The sequence below is a fragment of the Piscinibacter sp. XHJ-5 genome, assembly GCF_029855045.1.
Taxonomy (GTDB): domain Bacteria; phylum Pseudomonadota; class Gammaproteobacteria; order Burkholderiales; family Burkholderiaceae_C; genus Albitalea.
The window spans coordinates 1110989-1135282 of the sequence record NZ_CP123228.1 but is presented as its reverse complement, the minus strand read 5'-3'; the positions used below and the strand labels follow the sequence as shown (position 1 = coordinate 1135282).

Genomic DNA, 24294 nt, shown 5'->3' with positions numbered 1-24294 from the left:
CATGAAGCCGTTCACCGAACAAGGAGCCCGTCATGGCAGAAGCAACAGCCCAGGTCTCGAAGACCATCGGCGCGCCCGCCGAACGCGTGTGGGAAGCGCTCGTCACGCCTGCGCTCATCAAGCGCTATTTCTTCGGCTCCGACGTGGAGTCAGATTTCCGCGTCGGCAGCCCGATCCGCTGGCGTGGTGAATTCAACGGCAAGAAATACGAGGACAAGGGCGAAGTCCTCGTCGCCGACCGGCCGAGCAGGCTGTCGGTGTCGCACTGGAGCCCGACGGCCGGCGAGCCCGACGCGCCCGAGCACTACCACGTGGTCACCTACGACCTGGCGCCCCAGGGGTCGCAGACGCAGGTCACGCTCACCCAGAGCAATCTCACGGGCGGCGTCAAGCCGTCCGATGTGCAGAAGCGGGCGGAGTTCGAGAAGAACTGGACGATGGTCCTGGAGGGGCTGGCGAAGCTGTTCGCGTGATCAGGGCAGCGGCTGCACGCCGATGAGCCACCGGTGCAGCCAGGTCACGAAGACGCCGTAGATCACGAGGCCGACGACGACGGCGATCAGGTCGTTCATCGGCCGCTCGGGCGCGCCCGGCAGCGGCCGCTGCGCGCGCCGCTTCATCGAGATGCGGTCGGCAACCGCCCACGCGAGAAAGCCGCCGAACAGCAGCACGTCGGCCAGCGTGCCGTTGGCCAGCAGGTGGGCGGTGGCCCACAGCTTGACGGCGACGAGGAACGGATGCTTGACCGCCGCCTTGATGCGGCCCGGCATGTAGGCGGCGATCAGCAGCGGGAACACCGGCAGCATCAGCAGCAGCGCGAGGTGGCGCGTCCACGTCGGCGGTGTGTACAGGACGATGGGCGACTGGCGCGCCGCGCCATAGCCGATCACCAGGAGCACGAACCCCGCGATGGAGACGAGCGAGTACAGCCCCTTCCAGGCCTTCTCGCCCCGCAGCGCCACCTGCGCATCGCGCCAGGCCGGCGCCGCGATGGACACGGAGTGGACGCCGAGGAACAACACCAGGCCGAGGACGAGCAAGGTCATGGTCGGTTCTTGCGAGGAGGGATGCGCAGTCTATCGCCGGCGGCGGCGAAAGCGCTGCCTAGTTCGACTCCTTGATCATCCTTCCGCCGGCGGCCTGCAGCGGCCGGGCATTCATCGGATACAGCCGCGAGAAGATGGCGATCTGCTCGGGCGACACGTGCACCGGCTGCTTCATCACCATCCAGAGCACGCCTTCGCTGCACGGCGGCGTGGTGAGGGAGCCCATGTAGGTGAAGTAGGCGCGCTCGGCGGGCAGCAGCTGCAGCAGGTCCAGCGGCACCTGCGCGGCCTGCTCCTCGCCCTTCTCGAGCGGCAGGTTGTTCCACACCGACTGCACCACCGGCTGCGCGGCGCCGCGCTCCAGGACCACCGCAACGACGGCGAGCCGGCCTTCCGGGTCCTTGTGAACGAGGTGCACCGAGAGATCGAACTGCCGGCCGGCGATGCGTTCCTCGGAGGGCCGGTGGAAATGGAACTGCTGCAACTCGAAGCGGCGGCCCGTCACTTCGATGAAGTTGCCGGGCGCGACATTGACCTGCACCGTGTGGCCGTTGTCGATCACCCGGAACGGACCCGGCTTGTAGTCGAAGCGAACCGGGTCGAGCTGCACCTGGATGCCGTCGCGCAGGTCGATCGGGCTTTGCCGCGTGCCGATGCCGCACCTGGCGAACTCGGGCTTCAGCCTGGCCCAGGCTTCGGGGCCGCCGGGGCCGTCGTACGACCAGTGCACGTGGCGGTCATGCGCCAGCGGCGCCGGCTTTGCCGCCGCGCCCTGGCCCGCCAGGCGCGTTTCGCGCACGGGCGCGCCGCGTGAAGCCGATGCCGGCGCCGACACCGTTTCCGCCGCCTTGCGCGCCGTGAGGCGCAGCTCGCCATCGCCGCCGGGCTCGAGCCTGCCGCCCGGGCCCAGCGTTTCGGCCAGGCGTCGCTGCAGCCGGTCGATCGCATGCTCGGCACCGCTTGCGGCCGGCTCCGGCGCGGACACGGCTTCGACCGGAACCGATGCCGCCGCCTGCGGCACCATCGACGCGGCAGCGTCGGGCGCGGATGCGGCCGCCTTCGCGCGCTTGGCCTTCTTCGGCGCCTTGTGCACCGGCGTGCGATGCCATTGCGGATCCGCCGGCCAGAACGCATAGGCTGCCGCACCGACGGCACTGAGGCCCGCGACGCCGCCCACGATCAGGATCAGCAACTTCTTCGACAGCCGGATCCGGGGCAGCGACAACCTGCGCACGAAGGCCGGCAGCGGCGGCAGGCGCCAGCGTGCGCGTCGAGGCGATGCCTCACCCTCGTCCGCGATCTCGACCGCTTGGTCGAGCACGGGCGCGTCGGCGGGGGCTGGAGACTTGGCCATGACCGGATATCGGCCGGCACCGCAGAAACCTGAAGGTCGGTGCTGCGCTCGCCGCCACCGCGCGCGATCACGTCACGCGCCGCTTGACCCACATCCAGGCGAACAGGCCGACGCTCATCATCAGGGTGGAGGCCAGTGCCAGCGCGATCGTGGAATGCATCACCAGCGGCGAGATGACCCCGGCAACGAAGCCGTTGGCCAGGCTGCCGATGCACGCCTGGAATGACGAGGCGAGCCCGCGGCGCTCGGGCACGAGGTCGAGGACCAGCAGCGTGACCACCGGCACCATCAGCGCCCACCCGAAGGCGTAGAGGGCGATCGGAATCAGCGCCCACCATGCGTGCGGCGTGAACAGGAGGTTCAGCACGAGATTGGCGAGCGAGACGGCGACCATGATGACGAAGCCATGGCGAATCTGGCGCTTGGGCGCGATGCGTCCTGCCAGGCGTCCCGACAGCCAGGCGCCTGCCATGATCCCGGCGATCGTGAGCGTGAAGAACCAGAAGAACTCCCCCGGCCCCATCTTCAGGTGCTCGCCGAGGAACACCGGCGCGGACAGCACGTAGAGGAACATGCCGTTGAACGGAATGCCGCTGGCCAGGGCCAGCATCAGGAAGCGCGGGCTGGAGCCGAGGTCCCAATACGCCCGCAGCAGGCTGGACACGTGGAAGGGCTGCTGGTGCGTGCGGTGCAGCGTTTCGGGCAGCAGGCGGTAGTTGCCGATCCACAGCGCCACGCCGATGGCCGTGAGGAACCAGAAGATCGAGTGCCAGCCGACATGCACGAAGAGGAAGCCGCCGACCATGGGCGCGACCGCCGGCGCGATGCCGAAGTAGATCGTGACCTGCGACATGACGCGCTGCGCGTCGGCCGGCGGGAACATGTCGCGGATCACCGCCCGCGAGACCACGATGCCGGCCCCGGCCGACATGCCCTGCAGCGCGCGAAAGAACACCAGCGCGCCGATGTGCTGCGACAGCGCACAGCCGGCCGACGCCAGCGTGAACACCGCCACGCCCCACAGCACCACCGGCCGGCGGCCGAAGCTGTCGGACAGCGCGCCGTGGAACAGGTTCATCACCGCGAAGCCGAACAGATAAGCCGACAGCGTCTGCTGCATCTCGACCGGCGTGGCGCCTATCGATTGCGCGATGCCGGTGAAGGCGGGCAGGTAGGTGTCGATCGAGAACGGACCCAGCATGCCCAGGCAGGCGAGCAGCGCGGCAAAGGCCCAGCGGGGGGCGCGCCAGAGGGTGTGGGCGTCGGGGTTCAAGAAGGATTGTCGTGGTGCAAGCCGCGGTCGAAAAATGATGTGAAGCGAACCGATAGGCCGGATTCTGTGCGAAGGCGAAACCGCCTTCGTGACCGCCATTCCTCTGGGCCGCGCATCGCTGCGGCGGCTCGGTGCTACCTACCCGCACACTCCCCGGGACCAGATCATCGTGTGCCTATTTGGTATTGCTGCGCGTAGAGATTGCCCGTTTCACCCGGCAGGTTGCCCTGCCGACTCGTCTCTGTTGCTCTGATCCTCACCTCGCGGTGGACAGCCGTTAGCTGCTACGCCGCCCTGCGCAGTCCGGACCTTCCTCCAGCGCGCCCTCTCGGGACTTGCGCCAGCGGCGGTCTGGTTCACTTCACGGGCGGAATTGTCTCATCGGGGTGGCCGGAACACTGCCGCGTCCTCGTAAAACCCCGGCTCCTCGTTGCCCCGCCACCACCCGGGCACGCCGAGCACCGGCAACGCCAGCGGTTTCTGCGCCAGCCACTCGAGCACCGGTCGCTCTGCCGCTTCGTGCGCGGGCATGCACCACGCATGCGCCGTGATGGCCTTGCGCGGCTGCGTCAGCTTTTCCATCAGTGCATGCCCGAACAGCGTGAGCTCGGCATCACGCCAGGCGGCCCGGTGGGTGATGAACAGCGCCTGCCAATCGCGCCGGCGCAGCGCATCCATCAACTCGATCGGCGCCTTCAGCCATGCGCCGTTCTCGTCGAACAGCGTGAGCGCATCGCGCAGCACGCCGCGCCTCGGCCCCACCCCGCAGCGAACGATCTCGGCAGCCTGCAACTCGTTGAGCCGGCGTTTCACTTGCCCGAAGCGCAGCCACACCAGCCCGTTGAACAGGTCGTGCAGGTTGTCGCGGGTGGGAACCGACGCCGTGCGCGCGATGAAGGCCTCGTACGCCTCGCCGGCCGGCAGCGCCTGCGCCGCGACGAAGCGCAGCGGGCCCGCAGCCAGCTCGACCGGGTGGCCGTCGACGGCCGCGTTCAGCGTGTCGGCGACCGACATGCCGGCGCGATGCGCCGCCAGCAGACGCCCGCGCTCGCCGTCGTAGGACGCCAGCCACGGCGCCGGCGTGGCGAGCGCGGCCCACGGGCTCACGTGGGAGCGCGGTATTGCACCTGGTTGGGCTGCTTCTCGGGCGAGAGCACGAAGTAGTCGAGGTACTTCTTGAACAGCTTGGTCGACGGTGCGTTCCTGGTCAGCAGCTTGGCGCCGCGCAGCAGCTCGGCCGCCGTATTGAGCGGCAGCTTGCCGCCTTCCTTCAGCGCGGGCATGGCCTCCAGGATGCGCTGGACCTCGTCGGGCAGCGGGGGCGGCGCGGGCGGCGCGGCCGCTGCCTTGCGACCGCCCCGCTTGGCTGCGGGCGTCTTCGCCGCGGCCTGCCTGGGGGCCTTGGCCTTGCGGTGCGGCAAGTCGATGAAGTCGTCGTAGACCAGCTTCGAGTCTTCGCCCGTCTTGCCCTCCTGACCGATGCCCTGGACGCGGCAGCCCTTCTCGCGCAGGCGGATCACCAGGGGTGCGAAGTCGGAGTCCGACGACACGATGACCGCCACCTGCGGACGCTCGGCAAGCACCAGGTCGAGCGCATCCACCGCGAGCGCGATGTCGGTGGAGTTCTTGCCGGTCGACACGTTGACGATCGGCCGCACCGACAGCGCCTTGAAGAGCTTCAGGTGCTTGACCGCCGACTCGGCCGTGCAGTAAGCGCGGCGCACGTGGATGGCGCCATGCTCGGCGTGGACCCGTTCGACGGCCTGCTCGATCACGTCGGCCGACACGTTGTCGGCGTCGATCAGCAGCATCACGCGCTTGGCGTCGTTCATGACAGTTTCCATGCCAGCGTCTCCCCACCGCGCAGCGGCTTGAGTTGCGCTTCTCCGAAGGGCACGGCCTCGGGCAGCGTCCACGGCTGCTTGCGCAGGGTGACGGTGCCGGCGTTGCGCGGCAGTCCGTAGAAGGCCGGCCCGTGCAGGCTCGCGAAGCCTTCGAGCTTGTCGAGTGCGCCCGCGGCCTCGAAGGCCTCGGCATACAGCTCCAGTGCGCTCAGCGCCGTGTAGCAGCCGGCGCAGCCGCTGGCGTGCTCCTTCAGGTGCGCCGGGTGCGGCGCGCTGTCGGTGCCGAGGAAGAAGCGGTCGCTGCCGGAGGTGGCGGCCTCGACCAGCGCGAGTCGATGCTCCTCGCGCTTGAGCACCGGCAGGCAGTAGTAGTGCGGCCGGATGCCGCCGGTGAAGATCGCATTGCGGTTGTAGAGCAAGTGATGCGCAGTGATCGTGCCGGCGGTGTGCGGTCCGGCCTGCGCCACATACTGCGCCGCGTCGCGCGTGGTGAGGTGCTCGACGACGATCTTCAGCTCGGGGAACTGCCTGCGCAGCGGGATGAGCTGGGTGTCGATGAAGACCTTCTCGCGGTCGAAGACGTCCACCGCCGCATCGGTGACCTCGCCATGCACCAGCAGCAGCAAGCCCTCGCGCTGCATCGCTTCGAGCGTGCCGAAGGTCTTGCGCAGGTCGGTGACGCCGGCGTCGCTGTTGGTGGTGGCGCCCGCCGGGTACAGCTTGACGGCCGCGACGCCGGCTTGCCTGGCACGCCGGATCTCCTCGGGCGGCAGGTTGTCGGTGAGGTAGAGCGACATCAACGGTTCGAAGGACACGCCCGGCGGCACGGCGGCGAGGATGCGTCGGCGGTACGCCATCGCCTGCTCCGCCGTCGTCACCGGCGGCTTCAGGTTGGGCATGATCAGCGCCCGCGCGAACTGCCGCGCGCTGTGCGGCACCACGGCGGCCAGCGCGGCACCGTCCCGCACGTGCAGATGCCAGTCGTCGGGACGGGTCAGGGTCAGGCTTTCGGTCATCGGTCGATTCTCGCACCGGGGTTGCATCCGCCCCGCAGGAGGCGGCGTATACACGCATCATCACGACCACAGGAGAGGGCCTTGAGTCCACCGACCGCGCATCCGGCGCAATTCCAGCTCGTCAGCGACTGGCACCTGGACGCTCCCGTCGAGCGGGTCTGGGAAGCATTGAAGGCCACCGGCGAGTGGCCGCGCTGGTGGCGCTACGTGAGGTCGGTGCAGGAGCTGCATCCCGGCGACGCCGACGGCCTGCATGCCGTGCGCCACATGGCCTGGAGCAGCCGGCTGCCCTACGGCGTCGCCTTCGACGTCGAGGTCATCGAGCTGAGCCGCCCTCGCCTGCTTCGAGGCCACGCCCACGGACAGCTCGAGGGCGTCGGCACCTGGGAGCTCACACCCGACGGCAACAGCACCCGGGTGCGCTACACCTGGTGCGTGGACCTGTCCACGCGCTGGATGCGGCTGATCGCGCCGATCGCCGCACCGGTGTTCCGCTGGAACCATGACGGCGTCATGCGCGCCGGCGCGCAAGGACTGGCGCGCCACCTGGGCGTGCGGCTCCTGTAGCGAAATCGCCTATGGCGCGAGACGGTGGCGTCGCCTACACCTTGGTGCATCCCCACGCCACGAGGAGGCACGGCATGAACACAGTCGCGAACGCGCAGGTCACCTGCATGCTTCCGGTGAAGGACCTGGCCCGGGCTCGACGCTTCTACGAGCAGGCCCTCGGACTGGAGGCGGGCGCGGCCAAGCCGGACGGCAAGTTCGTCTACCGCTGTGGCGGCACCGAGATCGCGCTGTTTCCGAAGCCGGAAGGCACCAAGGCCGAGCACACCGCGCTCAGCTTTCGCGTCGACGACATCGCGGCCAGCATCGAGGCGCTGAAGGCCCGCGGCGTGACGTTCGCCGACTACGACTTTCCGGGCCTCAAGACAGTCGGGCACGTCTGCGTGCTGGGAGCGGAGAAGGCGGCATGGTTCGAGGACACGGAGGGCAACATCCTGTGCCTGCACGAGGACCTCGCGGAGCAGGGCCGCATGGGGTCGCTGCCGGGGTGACGGCAGCGCTGCATCCCGTCGACTTGCCAGGGGCGTCGCAGACGCCTAGTGCTGCAGGATCTTCGACAGGAAGTCCTTCGCCCGCGGCGACCGTGCCTCGGTGTTGCCGAAGAACTCCTGCTTGGTGCAGTCCTCGACGATCTTGCCGGCGTCCATGAAGATGACCCGGTGGCTGACTTTCCTCGCGAAGCCCATCTCGTGCGTGACGACCATCATCGTCATGCCTTCCTGCGCCAGCTGCACCATCACGTCGAGCACCTCGCCGACCATCTCGGGGTCGAGGGCCGAGGTGGGCTCGTCGAACAGCATGACGATCGGGTCCATGCTCAGCGCGCGGGCGATCGCCACGCGCTGCTGCTGACCGCCCGACAGCTGGCCGGGGAACTTGTCCTTGTGCGCCATCAGGCCCACGCGCTCGAGCATCTTCAGGCCGCGGGACTTCGCTTCGTCCGTGTTGCGGTTGAGCACCTTCACCTGCGCGAGCGTCAGGTTTTCGGTGACCGACAGGTGCGGGAACAGCTCGAAGTGCTGGAACACCATGCCCACGCGAGCCCGCAGCTTGGGCAGGTTGGTCTTGGGGTCGCTGATCGAGGTGCCGTCGACGACGACGTCGCCCTTCTGGATGGGCTCGAGCGCGTTCACCGTCTTGATCAGCGTGGACTTGCCGGAGCCCGACGGCCCGCAGACGACGACGACCTCGCCCTTCTGGATGCTGGTCGTGCAGTCGGTCAGCACCTGAAAGGTGCCGTACCACTTGGAGACGTTCTTGATGTCGATCATGTTGGCCATGAGCGCACTCCCTTTCAGCGGATGATGGCGATCTTCTTCTGCAGCTGCTTGACGATCATCGACAGGCTGAAGCAGATGGCGAAGTAGACGACGGCGGCCAGCAGGTAGCTTTCCACCGGGCGGTTGAGGTTCTTGGCGGTGAGGTCGAAGCCCTTGAGCAGATCGTAAGCGCCGATGGCATAGACCAGCGAGGTGTCCTGGAAGAGGATGATGGTCTGCGTCAGCAGCACCGGCAGCATGTTGCGGAAGGCCTGCGGCAGCACGATGAGCTGCATGGTCTGGCGGTACGTCATGCCCACCGCATAGCCGGCGTAGACCTGTCCGCGGGGAACGCTCTGGATGCCGGCGCGCATGATCTCGGAGTAGTACGCCGCCTCGAACAGCGTGAAGGTGACGATGGCCGAGATCTCCGCCCGGTAGTTGGCGCCGTAGCTGCCTGCCACGGCGGTGTAGAACCCGCCCGGGATCAGCAGGAAGAACCACAGGATCACCATCACCAGCGGCACGCTGCGCATGGTGTTGACGTAGACCGCGGCGGGCATGACCAGCCAGTTCTTGCCGGACAGCCGCATCAGCGCGAGCAGCGTGCCGAGCACGATGCCGCCCATCATGGCCACCAGCGTGAGCTGCACGGAGAAGAACAGGCCCTTCAGGATGAAGGTCTGGATGACGGCCCAGTTGAGGTAGCCGAAGTCGAGGTTGGCCAGCATTATTTGCCTCCCCCGATCATGCCCGGCACCTGCACGCGTCTCTCGACGAACAGCGCGATGCGGTTGATGGCGAAGGCCGACACGAAGTACAGCGCCGTCACCGCCAGGTACACCTCGATGCCGCGCGAGGTCTCCTCCTGGGCCTGCATCGCGAACATCGTCAGCTCGGCGATGGACACGGCGAAGGCCACCGACGAGTTCTTGATGATGTTCATCGACTCGGAGGTCAGCGGCGGAATGACGATGCGAAACGCCATCGGCAGCAGCACATACCGATAGGTCTGCGGCAGTGTCAGGCCCATGGCAAGGCCCGCGTAGCGCTGGCCGCGCGGCAGGCTCTGGATGCCGGCGCGCACCTGCTCGGAAATGCGCGCCGAGGTGAAGAAGCCGAGCGCGAACACCACCAGGATGAAGCTCGGCACGCTGCGCAGCGGCAGGAAGATCGACGGGATCACGTGGTACCAGACGAAGATCTGGACCAGCAGCGGAACGTTGCGGAACAGCTCCGTCCACGCATTGCCGATCAGCGCCAGCGTCTTGCTCGGCGTGGTTCGCAAGATGCCCATCAGCGAGCCGGTGATCAAGGCGACGAACAGCGCGAGGACGGACACCGACAGCGTCCAGCCCCAGGCCGACATCATCCATTCGAGGTAGGTCTGCCCTCCTCCGGTGTCCTGCAGGAACACCTGCCAGTCCCAAGTGCCCAATGGCGCCTCCGTCGTGTTCGTTATTGCGCTGGGGATGTGAAAAGAGCGCGAAGGCCGCGCTCTCCAGTCAAGGCGGTCAGCAAGCCCCGGGCCAGCCGCCCGGGGGCTCGCACGAAGAGCTTACTTCTTTGCGTACTCTTCCATCGGCTTGTCGTTCGGGTTCGCCCACGCCGACTTGGTGGCGTCCGACAGCGGCAGGCCGACCTTGGTGTTGGCCGGCGGAATCGGCTGCATGAACCACTTGTCGTACAGCTTGGCCAGGTCGCCCGTCTTGATCATGTTCTTGATGCTGTCGTCGACGGCCTTCTTGAACGCGGGGTCGTCCTTGCGCATCATGCAGGCGATCGGCTCCACGGACAGCACCTCGCCGACGATCTTGAAGTCGGAGGGGTTCTTCGACTTGGAGATCAGGCCCGCCAGGATCTGGCCGTCCATCACGAAGGCGTCGGCGCGGCCCGATTCGAGCAGCAGGAAGCTGTCGGCGTGATCCTTGCCGTACACCTCCTCGAAGTTCACCCCTGCACCGCGCTCGTGCTTGCGCAGGTGCTGCACCGACGTCGTGCCGGTCGTGGTGGCCACCTTCTTGCCGTTGAGCTGCGCGATCGACGTGATGCCGGAGTTGGCCTTGGTCGCGATGCGCACTTCCTCGACGTAGGTGGTGACCGCGAAGGCGACGTCCTTCTGCCGCGCGGCGTTGTTGGTGGTGGAGCCGCACTCCAGGTCGACCGTGCCGTTCTGCACGAGGGGGATGCGGTTCTGCGAGGTGACGGGCTGGTACTTGACGTCGAGCTTGGACAATCCCAGCTGCTTCTGCAGGTCGGCCGCGATGCGCTGCGCCATCTCGGTGTGGAAGCCGGCGTACTTGCCGTCGCCCAGCGTGAACGACAGCGCGCCGGACGATTCGCGCGCACCGATGGTGATCGATCCGCTGTCCTTGATCTTCTTCAGCGTGTCGGCGTCGGCGGCGTGGGCCGCCCCAAGCGCCAGCACGGTGGCGAGAGCGAGCAAGGTCTTCTTCATGTGGACTCCTTCAAGGTTGCAGAGTGTCGGGTCGAATGGGACAACGAACCGGAGGAACGAAATTCTAGGGACCGGGGGATACGCGTAACCACGTAGAAGCCCCCGAACCTAGGGTTTGTGCGGGCCCGGCGGGTCAGTAGGGCACCTGGTCGGTGGGGTACTTCCAGAAGTCCTTCAGCAGGTAGTTCATCGGCAGGTTGAGCGCCGTGTTCTTCGGCGGGATCGGCTTGCTGAACCATCGCTCGTAAATCGCGTGCGCCTCGCGGCTGGTGACCAGGCGCTTCATCTCTTCGTCGACGATCTTCTTGAACTCCGGATCGCCCTTGGGCAGCATGATGGCCAGCGGCTCGATGGTCAGGAACTTGCCGACCACCTTGAGCCTGGTCGGATCCGGCCGGCCGGCGACGAGGCCGTACAGCAGCACATCGTCCATCGCGAAGCCGTCGGCCTCGCCTTTCTCGACCATCTCGACGGCCCTGGCGTGGTCGGGCGCCTCGAGCAGCGTGATGCCCAGCAGGCGCTCGCGGTTGGCCTGGTCGATCGCCTTCAACGGGGTGGTGCCCTTGGTGGAGACCAGCTTCTTGCCCTCGAAGTGGTGCAGATCATCGATCTGGCTGTCGGCGCGCACCAGGTAGCGCGCACCGGTGATGTAGTGCGGCACGGTGAACGCCACCTTCTCGCGGCGCTCGGCGTTGTTGGTGGTGGAGCCGCATTCGAGGTCGGCCTTGCCTTCGGCGACGGCGGCGATGCGACTGGCCGGCGTGACCTGCACGAATTCGGTGGCCAGCGTCTTCAGCTCGAGCCTCTTGCGCACCGCCTCGGCGATGCGCAGGCACAGGTCGACGGCGTAGCCGACGGGCTTCTTGTCGGGCAGGACATAGGAGAACGGCACCGAGGATTCGCGGTGGGCGATCACGATCCGGCCGCTTTGCTTGATGCGGTCGAGCGTGGGGCCGGCGACGGCACTGCCGGCGGCGTACAGGGCGAGAAGGAGGACCGGCAAGGCGGCCGGTGGACGCAGAACATGCATGGATTTCCCGAACGACTGATGGAGGAGTCGGATCTGGCGTCCGACTGTTGCAATGCTCATGCCTTCAGGCGCACCGGATGGGTGAGCGTCTCGGGCACCAGCAGGGCGTCCATTTCAGCACGGCTCATGATGCCCAGCGCCTGCGCGGTGTCGGCAATCGTGGCGCCTGTGGCGAGTGCGCTCTTGGCGATGGCCGCCGCCTTCTCGTAGCCGATGATCGGATTGAGGGCCGTGACCAGCGTCACCGATTCGGCGACGCGGCGCTTCAGCACCTCGGTGTTGGCCTGGATGCCCTCCACGCAATTCACCTGCAAGGTGCGGCAGGCATTGGTGAGGTGCTTCACGCTCTTGGCGATGGCCCATCCCATGATCGGCTCGAAGGCGTTGAGCTGCAGCTGGCCGGCCTCGCTGGCCATGGTGATGGTCACATCGTTGCCGATCACCTCGAACGCGACCTGGTTCATCACTTCCGGGATCACCGGGTTCACCTTGCCCGGCATGATCGACGACCCGGCCTGGCGCGGCGGCAGCCGGATGTCGCCGAAGCCGGCCTGGGGACCCGAGGACAGCAGCCGCAAGTCGTTGCAGGTCTTGGACAGCTTGCAGGCGACGCGCTTGAGCACGCCGGACAGCTGCACGAAGGCGCCGGTGTCCTGCGTCGCCTCGACGAGGTTCTCGGCGCGCACCACCGGCACGCCACTCACCTGTGCCAGCAGCCCGATCACCAGCTCCGAATAGCCGGCCGGCGCGTTGATGCCGGTGCCGATGGCGGTGGCGCCCAGGTTCACCTCGCTGATCAGCGCGATCGCTTCGGCCAGCCGGGCCTCGTCCTCGCCGATCATGATGGCGAAGGCGAGGAACTCCTGGCCGAGCGTCATCGGCACCGCGTCCTGAAGCTGCGTGCGGCCGATCTTCAGCACGCCGGCGAATTGGTCCGACTTGCGCCGGAACGCGCCGCGCAGCTCGGCCATCGCCGCGCGCAGCCGCTCGATGCCGATCCAGGCGGCCAGCCGCAGCGCGGTCGGGTACACGTCGTTCGTGCTCTGCGAGGCGTTGACGTGATCGTTCGGATGGACGACGTCGTAGCGGCCACGCTCGAAGCCCAGGTGCTCGAGCGCACGGTTGGCGATCACCTCGTTGGCGTTCATGTTGGTGGACGTGCCGGCGCCGCCCTGGATCACGTCGACGACGAACTGCTCGTGCAGCTGGCCGGCGATCAGGTCGTCGCAGGCACGCACGATGGCCTCGGCCAGCCGCGAGTCGATGACGCCCAGCCTCTCGTTGGCCAGCGCCGCCGCCTTCTTCACGAAGGCCAGCGCGCGCACCAGGTCGTGCCACGAGCCGACGGGTTGGCCGCTGATGGGAAAGTTGTCCACCGCGCGTGCCGTGTGCACGCCCCAGTAGGCGGAATCGGGGATGTCCTTGGAGCCGAGGAAATCGCTCTCGCGGCGGGTGGCGACGGCGGCTTCGGGGGCTGTGGCTGGCGTGTGGGGGATCGACATGATGGGCGCGCACTGTACGGGGACCCGCCGCAGGTGGCCAATGCCGTTTGCCGGGCCCGGTATGCGTTGCATGCATACCGAGGCAGGGTAAATACCAAGTGCCTCAGGCGCGGCCGTCGCCCTTGAGGAAGTCCCACAACGCCTGGGCGCCGGGCTTGATGTGCCGCGCCATCTCCGGCCGCTCGCGGTAGATCCGCACCTCCATCGCCAGCTCGCACTGGCCCGACGCGGCGGCGCGCACCAGGCGCTTGCTCTTGAGCTCCTTCTTCACCGAGCTGCCCGGCAGGAAGGCCAGACCGTGGCCCTCCAGCGCCATCGCCTTCAGTCCCTCGGCCATGTCGGTCTCGTAGATCGGGTCGAGGTTCAGCGGCGAGGGCGACAGCTTGACGATCAGCTCCACCAGCCGGCCGAGATAGGCGCCCGAGGCATAGCTGAGGTAGGGCACCTTCGCGCCGCTCGCCGCCGGCACGCGAAACAGCGGCTGGCCGTCGGCGTCGGCCTTGGCGTACGGCGCGAGCGACTCGTGGCCGAGGCTCAGCATCTCGTAGCGGTCGGTGGACAGCTGCAGCGGCTGCGAAGCGTGGTGATACGCGATCAACAGGTCGCAGCTGCCTTCGGTGAGCTGCATCACCGCGTCGTGCACGTTGAGCGCGATGAGCCGGCTCTTCACCGCGCCGAAGCGCTTGCGCAGGTCCATCACCCAGTGCGGAAAGAACGAGAACGCGAGCGAATGCGGCACCGCGAACTCGATCATGTCCTGCCCGGCCACCTGGTGCGCGCGCATCATGTTGCGGGTGGCCTGCAGGCTGCCCAGGATCTCGAGCGCCTGGGAATGAAAGGTCTCGCCGGCCGGCGTGAGCCGCGTGGGGTACGACGAGCGGTCCACCAGATCGAGCCCCGCCCAGGCCTCCAGCGCCTGGATGCGGCGCGAGAAGGCCGGCTGCGTCACGTGCCGCAGCTGCGCCGAGCGCGAGAAGCTGCGCGTCTCGGCGAGGCTCACGAAATCTTCAAGCCATTTGGTTTCCATGCACCGTCAATTCGGGCAGCGGGTCTTCTCGCTCCGCTTCGTCGTCTTCCCCTGATTGCTGCAGGCGCCACATCTCAGCATAGCGTCCGTTGAGCACCAGCAATTCGGCATGCGTGCCGCGCTCGACGATGCGACCCTGCTCCATCACGAGGATCTGGTGCGCATCGACGACAGTCGACAGCCGGTGCGCAACGAGCAGCGCGGTCTTGTTGCGCGCCACCCCTTGCAGCTCGGCCTGGATGGCGCGCTCGTTGGCCGAGTCCAGGGCCGAGGTCGCCTCGTCGAAGATCATGATCGGCGGGTTCTTCAGCAGCGTGCGCGCGATCGCGACGCGCTGCTTCTCGCCGCCCGACAGCTTGAGCCCGCGCTCGCCGACCATGGTCTCGTAGCCCTTGGGCGTGGCGGCGATGAAGTCGTGGATGCGCGCCGCCTTCGCCGCCGCCTCGATCTCGGCCTGCGTCGCGCCGGTGCGGCCGTAACCGATGTTGTAGGCCACCGTGTCGTTGAACAGCACCGTGTCCTGCGGCACGATGCCGATCGCGCGCCGCAGGCTGGCCTGCGTGACGCGGCGGATGTCCTGGCCGTCGATCTCGATGGAGCCCGACTGGATGTCGTAGAAGCGGAAGAGCAGCCGGGCCAGCGTGCTCTTGCCTGCGCCCGAAGGGCCGACCACGGCGACCGTCTTGCCCGGCGGGATCTCGAAGCTGACGTCGTGAAGGATGGGCCGCGACGCCTCGTAGGCGAAGCTGACGCGGTCGAAGCGGATGCGGCCTTCGCTGACCTGAAGCGGCGTTGCGCCGGGCGGGTCGTCGACCTCGCGCTCGCGCTCCATCAGGGAGAACATCTTGTCGAGGTCGGTCAGCGCCTGCTTGATCTCGCGGTAGATCACGCCGAGGAAGTTCAGCGGGATGTACAGCTGGATCATGAAGGCGTTGATCATCACCAGATCGCCCAGCGTCATGCGGCCGGCAGCCACGCCTTCGGTGGCGCGCCACAGCATCAGCACCAGGCCGGTGGCGATGATCAGCTGCTGCCCGGTGTTCAGGATCGAGAGCGACCGTTGCGACTTCAGGCTCGCGCGGCGCAGCCGCTCCAGGCTCTCGTCGTAGCGCCGGGCTTCGTAGTCCTCGTTGTTGAAGTACTTGACCGTCTCGTAGTTCAGCAGCGAGTCGATGGCCTTGCTGTGCGCCGTCGAGTCGAACTCGTTCATCTGCTTGCGGAACTGCGTGCGCCAGTTGGTCATCGTGATCGAGAACGCGATGTAGATGACCAGCGCCGCCACCGTGATCCACGCGAACCAGAGGTCGAACTTCACCGCCAGCAGCGTCAGCACGAGGCCGACCTCGATCAGCGTGGGCACGATGCTGTACAGCGAGTACGAGATCAGCGAATGCACCGCGCGCGTGCCGCGCTCGATGTCGCGCGTCATGCCGCCGGTCTGGCGCTCGAGGTGAAAGCGCAGGCTGAGCGAATGCAGGTGGCGGAAGACCTGCAGCGAGATGCTGCGCGCGGTGCCTTCGGTGGCCCGGGCGAAGATCAGCTCCCGCAGCTCGGTGAACAGCGACGTCGACAGCCGCAGCGCGCCGTAGGCCAGCAGCAGGCCGATGGGCACCACCAGGACCGCACGCACATCGCCGGGCTTGAGCGTGAGGCTGTCGACCAGCGTCTTCAGCAGCAGCGGCACCGCCACGTTGGCGAGCTTGGCACCCACCATGAAGCCGAGCGCCAATATCACGCGCCAGCGGTAGCGCCACAGGTAGGGCAGCAGCTTGCGCAGCGTCTCGCGGTCGGAGCGCGGCCCGGCAGCCGCCGCCGCGGGCGCGGCGGCGATCGTCGGAGAGTCCAGGCTGGCGCGGCGCATCGTGGAAGAATGGGGTGAACCTGTCGGAGGTGAGGCAATATGCCCGAGATTACAAGCGACCACGAAAACCTGATTCCGGAATCCCTCGCGCCCCTCAAGCTGCCGAACGACCGTGAACTGGTCATGCGGGTGATGCCGATGCCGGCAGACGCCAATCCCAACGGCGACATCTTCGGCGGCTGGATCATGGCGCAGGTGGACCTTGCCGGCAGCGTCCTGCCGGCGCGCATCGCCAAAGGCCGCATCGCCACGGTGGCGGTCAACCAGTTCGTGTTCAAGCAGCCGGTGTCGATCGGCGACCTGCTGAGCTTCTACGCGAAGGTCGAGCGCATCGGCCGCACCTCGGTGACGGTGCATGTCGAGGTGTTTGCCGAGCGCAATCCGGCCGACCTCCATGTCGTGAAGGTCACCGAGGCGAACCTCACCTACGTCGCGATCGACAAGGGCGGTCACCCGCGGCCCGTTCCCAGGCCGTAGGCGGAACCGGCTTCGACCGCCTTGGTCGAACCGCCCCGGAGGGCGCGTCATGCACCAGCTGACCAATCGCGAGGAAGCCGGCCGGACCCTGGCCGAGAAGCTGCTGCACTACCGAGGACAGGACATCGTCGTGCTGGCCCTGCCGCGCGGCGGGGTGCCGGTGGCCGCGCAGATCGCCGACGCGCTGCAGGCGCCGCTGGACCTGCTGTTCGTGCGCAAGATCGGCCTGCCGTGGCAGCCGGAGCTTGCCTATGCGGCCGTCGTCGACGGCAACCCGCCGGAGGTGGTGGTCAACGACGACGTCGCGCGCTACGAGCCGATGAGCGACTCGGCGCTTGCCCAGGCGACCCAGGACGAAGTGGAGGAGATCGAGCGCCGGCGAGCCGCCTACATGGCGGGACGCGCGCCGCTCGAAGTGGCCGGGCGCATCGCCATCGTCGTCGACGACGGACTCGCCACGGGCACGACGGCGCGTGCCGCCTTGAAGGGCCTGCGCCGGCGCGCGCCGGCGCAGCTGGTGCTGGCCGTGCCGGTCGCGCCTTCGGACACGGTGCACGACTTGCGCCCGCTGGTCGACGAGCTCGTGGTGCTGGAGATGCCCGATCCGTTCCGCGCCATCGGCCTGCACTACATCGACTTCCATCAGCTCGACGACGCCGAGGTACTGGCGCTGCTCAATCGACGAAGAAGTCCGGGATGAACTCCTTCGTGCCCGGCACGACGCTGTAGGAGTCGAGGTCGGTGATCCCGTGCTGCGCGAGCAGCGTGTCGTCGATGAAGAAGTTGCCGGTGGTCGTCTTCGCATCGCTGGTGAGCACCAGGTAGGCCGCATCGGCCAGGATCTCCGGCTTGCGGCACTTGTTGATGTCGACGCCGGGAATCATCTGCAACGCCGCGGTGGCGATCGCGGTGCGCGGCCACAGGCTGTTCACCCCGATGCCGTGCGGCTTGAATTCGCCGGCATGCCCCAGCGTGCATTCGCTCATGCCGTACTTGGCCATCGTGTAGGCCACGTGCCCCTGGAACCAGTGCGTCTTCATCGACAGCGGCGGCGACATGTTCAGCACATGCGGGTTGCGCCCGGCCTGCGCCGACCGGATGAGATGCGGCAGGCAGGTCTGGGTGCACAGGTAGGTGCCGCGCACGTTCACGCCGAACATCAGGTCGAAGCGCTTCATCTGCGTCGCCGGCGTCGGCGTGAGGCTGATGGCGCTGGCGTTGTTGACCAGGATGTCGATGCCGCCGAATTCCTCCACCGCCTGCTGCATGGCGGCGACGACGCTCGCCTCGTCGCGGATGTCGGTCTGCAGCGGCAGCGCGCGTCCGCCCGCCTCGACGATCTCGGCCGCGGCCGAGTAGATGGTGCCGGGCAGCTTGGGATTCGTCTCGGCGGTCTTCGCGGCGATGACGATGTTGGCGCCGTCCTTCGCTGCGCGCTTGGCGATCGCCAGCCCGATGCCGCGCGACGCGCCCGTGATGAAGAGAGTCTTGCCGTTCAGGTTCATGGATGAGTCTCCGACGCTGGGAAAGTGATGGCGATGTGGCGTGCGAGCGCCTCACCGCAGACCCGGTACACCGGCTCGCCCGGGTGGAAGCCGTCCGACGCCATGCAGCTCGCATCGAGGGTGATCGCTATGGGCACGTGCGAGACGTTCTCGCGTGTGCCGGCCCATCGCGCCAGGGCCTCGTCGTGCCGCCGCGCGTCGCGGCCCATGATCCACCGCAGCGGCTGCGGCAACAAGGGGAACTGGTGCACCGGCGGCAGCGGCGCGAAGACGACATGGCGAACGCCCGCGTGGGCGATCAGCCAGTCGGCGAGCGCCGCCCGGTGCTGCACCGCCCGCTGCACCGGGACCTGGTCGATGACGTCGTTGACGCCCAGCACTGCCACTGCCACGTCGGCGCGTGGCGGACGCTCGGACTGGACCAGCTCGAGCGCTTGCGCCGACGTGATGCCGCTGCGCGCGACCAGCTGCCATTGAACCTTCGCGCGCGCCTCAAGCGCGAGGGTGCGGCTCAGGTAGCCGGCGAGCGCGATGTCTTGCGTCGGCACACCGACGCCCGCTCCCGACGAATCGCCGACGATCAGCAGGCGCAGGCGCCGTCCGTCGCCGATCTCGCCGCTGCGCGGCCCCGCGGCTTCGGGCAGCACAGGCGCACGCCGTCGCGTGCTCAATGCCTGCGCCACCAGCAGCGGCGCGAGCGTCAGCTTGAGCGCCAGCGACATGCCGCGACGGATCAGGAGAACTGCGAGAAGTCGGGCTTGCGCTTCTGGAAGAAGGCGCTGAAGGCTTCGCGCGCCTCGGGGCTCGACAACCGCTCGCGAAAGACGCCGCCTTCGGCCGCGATGGTCTCCAGCACGCGCTCGCTGACGGCACGGCGCATCAGCTTCTTGCTCTCGCGCACCGCAGCCGGCGGCAGCGTGTTGAAGCGCTCGGCGATGCGGCGCGCATGGCCGACCACCTCGCCGGCCGGCAGCACCGCGTTGGCCAAGCCCAGGTCGACGGCGTCCTGCGGCCCGAACGGGTCGCCGAGCAGCAGCTTCTCGGCCGCCTTCGCATGGCCCAGCAGCGACGGCAGGATCAGGCTGGAGGCGAACTCCGGGACCAGGCCGAGGCTGGTGAACGGCATCGCAAGCTTGGCCTCGTCGGACACGTAGACCAGGTCGCAGTGCAGCAGCATCGTCGTGCCGATGCCGATCGCTGGGCCCGTGACCGCCGCCACCACCGGCTTCTCGCTGCCGTGCAGCGCCTTCATGAATTCGAACACCGGCGAGTCCGCACCCTGCGCCGGGCGCTGCATGAAGTCCTCGAGGTCGTTGCCCGACGTGAAGATGCCCGGCTGGCCGGTGATCAGCACCGCGCGCACCGATGCCTCGGCATTGGCCGCGCGCAGCGCCTCGCCCATCGCGGCGTACATCGCCATCGTGATCGCGTTCTTCTTCTCGGGCCGTGCGATCTCGATGGTCGCGACGCCGTTCAGGGTGGCCGTCTTGATGCTCATGCTGCTGTCTCCTGTGATGGCTGGAATCCCTGCAGCAGCAGCACGGTGCGTTGCCACAAGGACGTCTGGAATTGCTCGCGGAAGAAACCGAAATGCCCGATGCGGCGCGCATGGACGTCGGCCGGCGCGATGCGCTCGACGCGGCGCGGTGCGTTGGCATAGCAGTCGACCAGGACATGCGTGCCGCGTTCGGTCATCAGCTCGTCGTCGGTGATGGACAACGCGACCAGCGGAAAGCGGGCGCCCTCGAACTTCTCGCGCACCGGCGTGCCCTCGGCGCCGACGTGGTAGCGCGGGTTCAGGCACCACTTGCGCCACTGCAGCACGACGCCGACCGGCAGGTCGCCGACCTTGCGCAGCCGGCGACCCGGGAAGTAGCCGAACAGCTTCGTCGCCACCGGCACCAGGACATGCCAGAAGTACAGCACCATGCGCTTGAGCTGGGGCGCGTTGTCGCGCCAGTAGCCGCTCCCGGCCGCCACCGAGACCATGCCGGCGACTCGGTCGCGGTGCGTGAGCAGTCCCGGCAGCTGCGCGCCCAGGCTGTGTCCGATCAGGTACAGCGGCGCGCCGCCCCCGCGCAGCAGCGTCGCGGCGATCACGGTGTCGAAATCGGCGGCCCAGTCGAACAGGTCGGCGCGCAACTCGCGCAGCGGTCCGTGGCGGGAGTCGCCCATGCCGCGGTAGTCGAAGCTGGCGACGAGGTAGCCCTGTGCCGCCAGCCATTGCGCGAAGGCGGCGTAGTAGTCCTGCTTCACGCCCATCGCGCCGCCGATGACGACGGCCGCGCGCGGCCGGCCCGGCGGCTCGTAGAAGCGCGACGCGATGGTCGCGCCGCCGGTCGACGTGAGGTCACATGGCTGCATCACCGACGCCCTCCTTCACTTCGCGAATAGGTGCCGCTTGTGGCGGCGAGGAAGGGCCGCTTGTGGCGGCCTCTTCTTGCTTCGTCAGACGCGCTCGAAGATGCCGGCCGCGCCCTGGCCGGTGCCCACGCACATCGTCACCATGCCGTACTTGAGGTTGCGCCGGCGCAGCGCATGCACCACGGTCGCCGCGCGGATCGCGCCGGTGGCGCCCAGCGGATGCCCGAGGGCGATCGCGCCGCCCATCGGGTTGACCTTGGCCGGGTCGAGGCCGACGCTGTTGATCACCGCCAGCGACTGCGCGGCGAACGCTTCGTTCAACTCGATCCAGTCGATGTCCGCGAGGTTCAGCCCGGCGTAGCGCAGCGCCGCGGGGATCGCCTCGATCGGGCCGATGCCCATGATCTCGGGCGGCACGCCGCGCGCGGCGAAGCTGACGAAGCGGGCCAGTGGCTTCAGGTCGTATTGCTTGATGGCCTTTTCGCTTGCCAGGACCAGGGCGCCGGCACCGTCGCTGGTCTGCGAGCTGTTGCCGGCGGTGACGCTGCCCTTCGCGGCGAACACCGGCTTGAGCTTGGCCAGGCCCTCCAGCGAGGTGTCGGGACGCGGCCCCTCGTCGAGCTTGACGGTGCGTGTCTTCGTGCCCGGCTCGCCCGTGGCCAGGTCGGGGAAGCGGTCGATCACGTCGATCGGCGTGATCTCGTCGGCGAACTCGCCGGCCTGCTGCGCCTTCAGCGCGCGCAGGTGCGACTCGAGCGCAAAGGCGTCCTGCGCCTCGCGACCGACCTTCCATTGCGCGGCCACCTTTTCGGCGGTGAGGCCCATGCCGTAGGCGATGCCGACGTTCTCGTCCTTGGCGAACACCTCGGGGTTGAACGACGGCTTGTTGCCGCCCATCGGCACCAGGCTCATCGATTCGGCGCCGCCGGCGATCAGCACGTCGGCTTCGCCGACGCGGATGCGATCGGCGGCCATCTGGATCGCGGTGACGCCGGACGCGCAGAAGCGGTTGACCGTGACGCCGGCCACCGGATGCGAGAAGGCCAGCTGCACCGCGATGCGCGCCATGTTCATGCCCTGCTCACCCTCGGGGAACGAGCAGCCGATGATGGCGTCTTCGATCGCCTTGGGATCGAGCGTGGGGACCTGCGTCATCGCACTGCGGATCGCGGCGACCAGCAGATCGTCGGGGCGCGTGTTCCTGAAGCAGCCGCGGCCCGACTTGCCGATCGGGGTGCGTGTGGCAGCGACGATGTAGGCGTCTTGAACTTGCTTGCTCATTTGTGTGCTCCGATCAGTTGCGGACCGGCTTGCCGGTCTGCAGCATTCCCATGATGCGTTCCTGCGTCTTCGGGTGGTCGAGCAGGCCGCAGAAGTGCTTGCGTTCGATCGACATCAGGTATTCCTCGCTCACCAGCGAGCCCGCATCGACGTCGCCGCCGGTCACCACGTCGGCGATCAGCGAAGAGATGTGGAAATCGTGCTGGCTGATGAAGCCGCCGTCGCGCATGTTGACCAGCTGGCCCTGGATGGTGGCCTTGGCGTTGCGGCCCGCCACCGGGAACAGCCGCTTCAGCGGCGGACGGTAGCCCGCCTCGTGCATGGCCTTCGCCTCGGCCAGCGCCACGTGGAGCAGCTCGTCCTTGTTCGGCACGATGGTGTCGGTGTCGAGCAGGTAGCCGAGCTTGCGCGACTCGATCGCGCTGGTCCCCACCTTGGCCATCGCGGCGCTGGTGAAGCCGTCCTTCAGGAACTGGAAGAGCTCGGCGTTGGCATTGCCGGCCGCGGCCATCTCCGCGGCGCGCCGCGCCACGTATGTGAGCCCGCCGCCGCCCGGGATCAGGCCGACGCCCACTTCGACGAAGCCCATGTAGCTTTCCATCGCCGCCACGCGCTTGGCGCAGTGGATGGCGACCTCGCAGCCGCCGCCCAGCGCGATGCCGCGGATCGCCGACACGACCGGCACCTGCGCATAGCGCAGCCGCAGCATCATGTCCTGCAGCTTCTTCTCCTCCGGCGCGATGCCCTTGCCGCCGCTCTTCATGAACACCGGCATCAGCGCCTCGAGGTTGGCACCGGCCGAGAACACGTCGTCGGGCGACCAGATCACCAGGCCCTTGTACTTCGCCTCGGCGAGCTCCAGCGCTTTCAGCAGGCCCTCGGTCACGGTCGGGCTGATGAGGTGCAGCTTGGCGGTGATGCTCGCGATCACGACTTCATCGTCGAGCGTCCAGACACGCACCTCGTCGTTCTTGAAAAGCTCGGTGCCGGCCTTCAGCGGCGCCGCCGCGCCGTCGCCGGCCAGGCTCTCCGGGAAGCGCTGGCGCCGGTACACCGGCAGCGTGCTGCGCGGCACGTAGCGCTTCTGCGACGGGCTCCACGAGCCTTCCGGCGTGTGCACCCCGTCGCGGCCATCGAACACCCAGTCCGGCAGCGGCGCCTTGCTCAGTGCCTTGCCGGCGTCTATGTCGGCCTTCACCCATTCGGCGACCTGCTTCCAGCCGGCTTGCTGCCACAGCTCGAACGGACCCTGGCTGGTGCCGAAACCCCAGCGCATCGCGAAGTCGACGTCGCGCGCGCTTTCGGCGATGTCGCCCAGGTGCACCGCGGCATAGTGGAAGCCGTCGCGCAGGACGGCCCACAGGAATTGCGCCTGCGGGTTGGTGGACTCGCGCAGCAGCTTGAGGCGCTCGGCCGGCGGCTTCTTCAGCATGCGCGCGACGATCTCCTCGGCCTTCTTGCCGCCGGTCACGTACTCGCCGGTGGCGGGATCGAGGCGCAGGATGTCCTTGCCCACCTTCTTGTAGAAACCCGCGCCGCTCTTCTGGCCGAGCGCGCCCTTGTCGATCAGCTGCTTGACGACGGCAGGCGTCGCGTACGACGGGAAGAACGGATCGTTGCCGAGGTTGTCCTGCAGCGTCTTGATGACGTGCGCCATCGTGTCGATTCCGACCACGTCCGCGGTGCGGAAGGTGCCGGAGCTCGCCCGGCCCAGCTTCTTGCCGGTGAGGTCGTCGACGATGTCGTATGACAGGCCGAAGTTCTCGGCTTCCTTCATCGTGGCCAGCATGCCGGCGATGCCGACGCGGTTGGCCACGAAGTTCGGCGTGTCCTTGGCGCGCACCACGCCCTTCCCGACCGAGGTGGTCACGAAGGCTTCGAGCTGGTCGAGGATCTCCGGCCGGGTGGTCGGCGTCGGGATCAGCTCGACCAGGAACATGTAGCGCGGCGGGTTGAAGAAATGGATCCCGCAGAAGCGCGGCTTGATCTCCTCGGGCAGCACCTCGGACAGCCTGGTGATCGACAGTCCGGACGTGTTCGAGGCGACGATCGCATGCGGCGCGATGGCCGGAGCGATCTTCTTGTACAGGTCGAGCTTCCAGTCCATGCGTTCGGCGATCGCCTCGATGACGAGGTCGCACTCGCGCAGCTTGTCGAGGTGCTCGTCGTAGTTGGCCTGCTCGATCAGCGCCGCATCCTCGGCGACGCCCAGCGGCGACGGCTTCAGCTTCTTCAGCCCCTCCACTGCCCTGGTGACGATGCCGTTCTTCGGGCCTTCCTTGGCCGCCAGGTCGAACAGCACGACCGGCACCTTGACATTGACGAGATGGGCGGCGATCTGCGCGCCCATGACGCCGGCGCCCAGCACGGCGACCTTGCGCACGGGAAATCGATTCATGGTCTTTCCTTGGTTGTGTGCATCGGGCGTCG

General features: G+C 67.9%; 25 protein-coding genes and 1 other RNA gene. 5 read left to right on the top strand and 21 right to left on the bottom strand.

Annotated elements, in window-relative coordinates; genetic code table 11:
* Positions 1–32 precede the first annotated feature (32 nt).
* The gene (locus P7V53_RS05375) at positions 33–473 is read left to right on the top strand and encodes an SRPBCC domain-containing protein (RefSeq protein WP_280154450.1); all 441 of its coding nucleotides are present in this window, start codon (positions 33–35) and stop codon (positions 471–473) included.
* On the opposite strand, the gene P7V53_RS05370 is transcribed toward P7V53_RS05375, so the two are convergent.
* From P7V53_RS05370 to pyrC, 7 genes are all read right to left on the bottom strand, one after another.
* Positions 474–1046 (bottom strand): NnrU family protein, encoded by a 573-nt coding sequence (locus tag P7V53_RS05370; protein WP_280154449.1) that lies wholly within the window; start codon positions 1044–1046, stop codon positions 474–476.
* A gap of 58 nt (positions 1047–1104) precedes the next feature.
* Positions 1105–2400, bottom strand: a complete 1296-nt coding sequence (locus tag P7V53_RS05365; RefSeq protein WP_348273462.1) for a carbonic anhydrase family protein — start codon at positions 2398–2400, stop codon at positions 1105–1107.
* Between the two features lie 67 nt (positions 2401–2467).
* Positions 2468–3673 (bottom strand): multidrug effflux MFS transporter, encoded by a 1206-nt coding sequence (locus P7V53_RS05360; RefSeq protein ID WP_280154448.1) that lies wholly within the window; start codon positions 3671–3673, stop codon positions 2468–2470.
* Between the two features lie 37 nt (positions 3674–3710).
* An RNA gene (gene rnpB / locus P7V53_RS05355) (RNase P RNA component class A) lies at positions 3711–4036 on the bottom strand.
* A gap of 15 nt (positions 4037–4051) precedes the next feature.
* Positions 4052–4780: a DUF3025 domain-containing protein gene (locus tag P7V53_RS05350; protein ID WP_280154447.1), complete on the bottom strand. Its 729-nt coding sequence runs from the start codon at positions 4778–4780 to the stop codon at positions 4052–4054.
* Positions 4777–5505, bottom strand: coding sequence for an NYN domain-containing protein (locus tag P7V53_RS05345; protein ID WP_280154446.1), 729 nt, complete (start codon positions 5503–5505; stop codon positions 4777–4779). The genes P7V53_RS05350 and P7V53_RS05345 overlap by 4 nt, the downstream gene beginning before the upstream one ends.
* Positions 5502–6533, bottom strand: a complete 1032-nt coding sequence (gene pyrC / locus P7V53_RS05340; protein ID WP_280154445.1) for a dihydroorotase — start codon at positions 6531–6533, stop codon at positions 5502–5504. The genes P7V53_RS05345 and pyrC overlap by 4 nt, the downstream gene beginning before the upstream one ends.
* A gap of 81 nt (positions 6534–6614) precedes the next feature.
* On the opposite strand from pyrC, the gene P7V53_RS05335 reads away from it, so the two are divergent.
* On the top strand, positions 6615–7100 hold the full coding sequence (locus tag P7V53_RS05335) for an SRPBCC family protein (RefSeq protein ID WP_280154444.1): 486 nt from the start codon (positions 6615–6617) through the stop codon (positions 7098–7100).
* Positions 7101–7174: 74 nt separating this feature from the next.
* A complete protein-coding gene (locus tag P7V53_RS05330; RefSeq protein ID WP_280154443.1) occupies positions 7175–7591 on the top strand; it encodes a VOC family protein in 417 nt (138 codons plus the stop codon).
* A gap of 45 nt (positions 7592–7636) precedes the next feature.
* On the opposite strand, the gene P7V53_RS05325 is transcribed toward P7V53_RS05330, so the two are convergent.
* From P7V53_RS05325 to P7V53_RS05290, 8 genes are all read right to left on the bottom strand, one after another.
* The gene (locus P7V53_RS05325; RefSeq protein WP_280156440.1) at positions 7637–8371 is read right to left on the bottom strand and encodes an amino acid ABC transporter ATP-binding protein; all 735 of its coding nucleotides are present in this window, start codon (positions 8369–8371) and stop codon (positions 7637–7639) included.
* A gap of 23 nt (positions 8372–8394) precedes the next feature.
* Complete coding sequence (locus P7V53_RS05320) at positions 8395–9090, bottom strand: amino acid ABC transporter permease (RefSeq protein ID WP_280154442.1); 696 nt, start codon at positions 9088–9090, stop codon at positions 8395–8397.
* Positions 9090–9797, bottom strand: coding sequence for an amino acid ABC transporter permease (locus P7V53_RS05315; RefSeq protein WP_280154441.1), 708 nt, complete (start codon positions 9795–9797; stop codon positions 9090–9092). The genes P7V53_RS05320 and P7V53_RS05315 overlap by 1 nt, the downstream gene beginning before the upstream one ends.
* A 120-nt stretch (positions 9798–9917) precedes the next feature.
* Positions 9918–10817: an amino acid ABC transporter substrate-binding protein gene (locus tag P7V53_RS05310; protein ID WP_280154440.1), complete on the bottom strand. Its 900-nt coding sequence runs from the start codon at positions 10815–10817 to the stop codon at positions 9918–9920.
* A 133-nt stretch (positions 10818–10950) separates the two neighbouring features.
* A complete protein-coding gene (locus P7V53_RS05305) occupies positions 10951–11847 on the bottom strand; it encodes an amino acid ABC transporter substrate-binding protein (protein WP_280154439.1) in 897 nt (298 codons plus the stop codon).
* A gap of 56 nt (positions 11848–11903) precedes the next feature.
* Positions 11904–13349, bottom strand: a complete 1446-nt coding sequence (locus P7V53_RS05300; RefSeq protein ID WP_280154438.1) for an aspartate ammonia-lyase — start codon at positions 13347–13349, stop codon at positions 11904–11906.
* 103 nt (positions 13350–13452) lie between these two features.
* The gene (locus P7V53_RS05295; protein ID WP_280154437.1) at positions 13453–14376 is read right to left on the bottom strand and encodes a LysR substrate-binding domain-containing protein; all 924 of its coding nucleotides are present in this window, start codon (positions 14374–14376) and stop codon (positions 13453–13455) included.
* Positions 14357–16237, bottom strand: a complete 1881-nt coding sequence (locus P7V53_RS05290; protein ID WP_280154436.1) for an ABC transporter ATP-binding protein/permease — start codon at positions 16235–16237, stop codon at positions 14357–14359. The genes P7V53_RS05295 and P7V53_RS05290 overlap by 20 nt, the downstream gene beginning before the upstream one ends.
* Before the next feature lie 39 nt (positions 16238–16276).
* Between P7V53_RS05290 and P7V53_RS05285 the strand changes: the two genes are divergently transcribed.
* Both P7V53_RS05285 and P7V53_RS05280 read left to right on the top strand, forming a co-directional pair.
* The gene (locus P7V53_RS05285) at positions 16277–16714 is read left to right on the top strand and encodes an acyl-CoA thioesterase (protein ID WP_280154435.1); all 438 of its coding nucleotides are present in this window, start codon (positions 16277–16279) and stop codon (positions 16712–16714) included.
* Between the two features lie 49 nt (positions 16715–16763).
* Positions 16764–17414, top strand: coding sequence for a phosphoribosyltransferase (locus tag P7V53_RS05280; RefSeq protein WP_280154434.1), 651 nt, complete (start codon positions 16764–16766; stop codon positions 17412–17414).
* Here P7V53_RS05280 and P7V53_RS05275 read toward each other — a convergent pair.
* From P7V53_RS05275 to P7V53_RS05250, 6 genes are all read right to left on the bottom strand, one after another.
* Positions 17389–18219: an NAD(P)-dependent oxidoreductase gene (locus P7V53_RS05275; RefSeq protein ID WP_280154433.1), complete on the bottom strand. Its 831-nt coding sequence runs from the start codon at positions 18217–18219 to the stop codon at positions 17389–17391. The two genes, P7V53_RS05280 and P7V53_RS05275, sit on opposite strands and share 26 nt — an antisense overlap.
* Positions 18216–18941, bottom strand: coding sequence for an SGNH/GDSL hydrolase family protein (locus tag P7V53_RS05270; protein WP_280154432.1), 726 nt, complete (start codon positions 18939–18941; stop codon positions 18216–18218). The genes P7V53_RS05275 and P7V53_RS05270 overlap by 4 nt, the downstream gene beginning before the upstream one ends.
* Positions 18942–18952: 11 nt before the next feature.
* Positions 18953–19717: an enoyl-CoA hydratase gene (locus P7V53_RS05265; protein WP_280154431.1), complete on the bottom strand. Its 765-nt coding sequence runs from the start codon at positions 19715–19717 to the stop codon at positions 18953–18955.
* On the bottom strand, positions 19714–20583 hold the full coding sequence (locus P7V53_RS05260) for an alpha/beta fold hydrolase (RefSeq protein WP_280154430.1): 870 nt from the start codon (positions 20581–20583) through the stop codon (positions 19714–19716). Before P7V53_RS05260 ends, P7V53_RS05265 begins: the two co-directional genes overlap by 4 nt.
* 84 nt (positions 20584–20667) lie before the next feature.
* Positions 20668–21864 carry an acetyl-CoA C-acyltransferase gene (locus P7V53_RS05255; protein ID WP_280154429.1) on the bottom strand — a complete coding sequence of 399 codons (1197 nt, stop codon included), beginning with the start codon at positions 21862–21864 and terminating at the stop codon, positions 20668–20670.
* A gap of 13 nt (positions 21865–21877) precedes the next feature.
* Positions 21878–24262 (bottom strand): 3-hydroxyacyl-CoA dehydrogenase/enoyl-CoA hydratase family protein, encoded by a 2385-nt coding sequence (locus P7V53_RS05250; protein ID WP_280154428.1) that lies wholly within the window; start codon positions 24260–24262, stop codon positions 21878–21880.
* Positions 24263–24294: the final 32 nt, after the last annotated feature.

Excerpts from the sequence above, each read along its gene's own strand:
- P7V53_RS05375 (WP_280154450.1), top strand. The coding sequence starts at position 33 with ATGGCAGAAGCAACAGCCCAGGTCTCGAAGACCATCGGCGCGCCCGCC.
- P7V53_RS05370 (WP_280154449.1), bottom strand. The coding sequence starts at position 1,046 with ATGACCTTGCTCGTCCTCGGCCTGGTGTTGTTCCTCGGCGTCCACTCC.
- P7V53_RS05365 (WP_348273462.1), bottom strand. The coding sequence starts at position 2,400 with ATGGCCAAGTCTCCAGCCCCCGCCGACGCGCCCGTGCTCGACCAAGCG.
- P7V53_RS05345 (WP_280154446.1), bottom strand. The coding sequence starts at position 5,505 with ATGAACGACGCCAAGCGCGTGATGCTGCTGATCGACGCCGACAACGTG.
- pyrC (WP_280154445.1), bottom strand. The coding sequence starts at position 6,533 with ATGACCGAAAGCCTGACCCTGACCCGTCCCGACGACTGGCATCTGCAC.
- P7V53_RS05330 (WP_280154443.1), top strand. The coding sequence starts at position 7,175 with ATGAACACAGTCGCGAACGCGCAGGTCACCTGCATGCTTCCGGTGAAG.
- P7V53_RS05325 (WP_280156440.1), bottom strand. The coding sequence starts at position 8,371 with ATGATCGACATCAAGAACGTCTCCAAGTGGTACGGCACCTTTCAGGTG.
- P7V53_RS05320 (WP_280154442.1), bottom strand. The coding sequence starts at position 9,090 with ATGCTGGCCAACCTCGACTTCGGCTACCTCAACTGGGCCGTCATCCAG.
- P7V53_RS05310 (WP_280154440.1), bottom strand. The coding sequence starts at position 10,817 with ATGAAGAAGACCTTGCTCGCTCTCGCCACCGTGCTGGCGCTTGGGGCG.
- P7V53_RS05305 (WP_280154439.1), bottom strand. The coding sequence starts at position 11,847 with ATGCATGTTCTGCGTCCACCGGCCGCCTTGCCGGTCCTCCTTCTCGCC.
- P7V53_RS05300 (WP_280154438.1), bottom strand. The coding sequence starts at position 13,349 with ATGTCGATCCCCCACACGCCAGCCACAGCCCCCGAAGCCGCCGTCGCC.
- P7V53_RS05295 (WP_280154437.1), bottom strand. The coding sequence starts at position 14,376 with ATGGAAACCAAATGGCTTGAAGATTTCGTGAGCCTCGCCGAGACGCGC.
- P7V53_RS05290 (WP_280154436.1), bottom strand. The coding sequence starts at position 16,237 with ATGCGCCGCGCCAGCCTGGACTCTCCGACGATCGCCGCCGCGCCCGCG.
- P7V53_RS05285 (WP_280154435.1), top strand. The coding sequence starts at position 16,277 with ATGCCCGAGATTACAAGCGACCACGAAAACCTGATTCCGGAATCCCTC.
- P7V53_RS05280 (WP_280154434.1), top strand. The coding sequence starts at position 16,764 with ATGCACCAGCTGACCAATCGCGAGGAAGCCGGCCGGACCCTGGCCGAG.
- P7V53_RS05275 (WP_280154433.1), bottom strand. The coding sequence starts at position 18,219 with ATGAACCTGAACGGCAAGACTCTCTTCATCACGGGCGCGTCGCGCGGC.
- P7V53_RS05270 (WP_280154432.1), bottom strand. The coding sequence starts at position 18,941 with ATGTCGCTGGCGCTCAAGCTGACGCTCGCGCCGCTGCTGGTGGCGCAG.
- P7V53_RS05265 (WP_280154431.1), bottom strand. The coding sequence starts at position 19,717 with ATGAGCATCAAGACGGCCACCCTGAACGGCGTCGCGACCATCGAGATC.
- P7V53_RS05260 (WP_280154430.1), bottom strand. The coding sequence starts at position 20,583 with ATGCAGCCATGTGACCTCACGTCGACCGGCGGCGCGACCATCGCGTCG.
- P7V53_RS05255 (WP_280154429.1), bottom strand. The coding sequence starts at position 21,864 with ATGAGCAAGCAAGTTCAAGACGCCTACATCGTCGCTGCCACACGCACC.
- P7V53_RS05250 (WP_280154428.1), bottom strand. The coding sequence starts at position 24,262 with ATGAATCGATTTCCCGTGCGCAAGGTCGCCGTGCTGGGCGCCGGCGTC.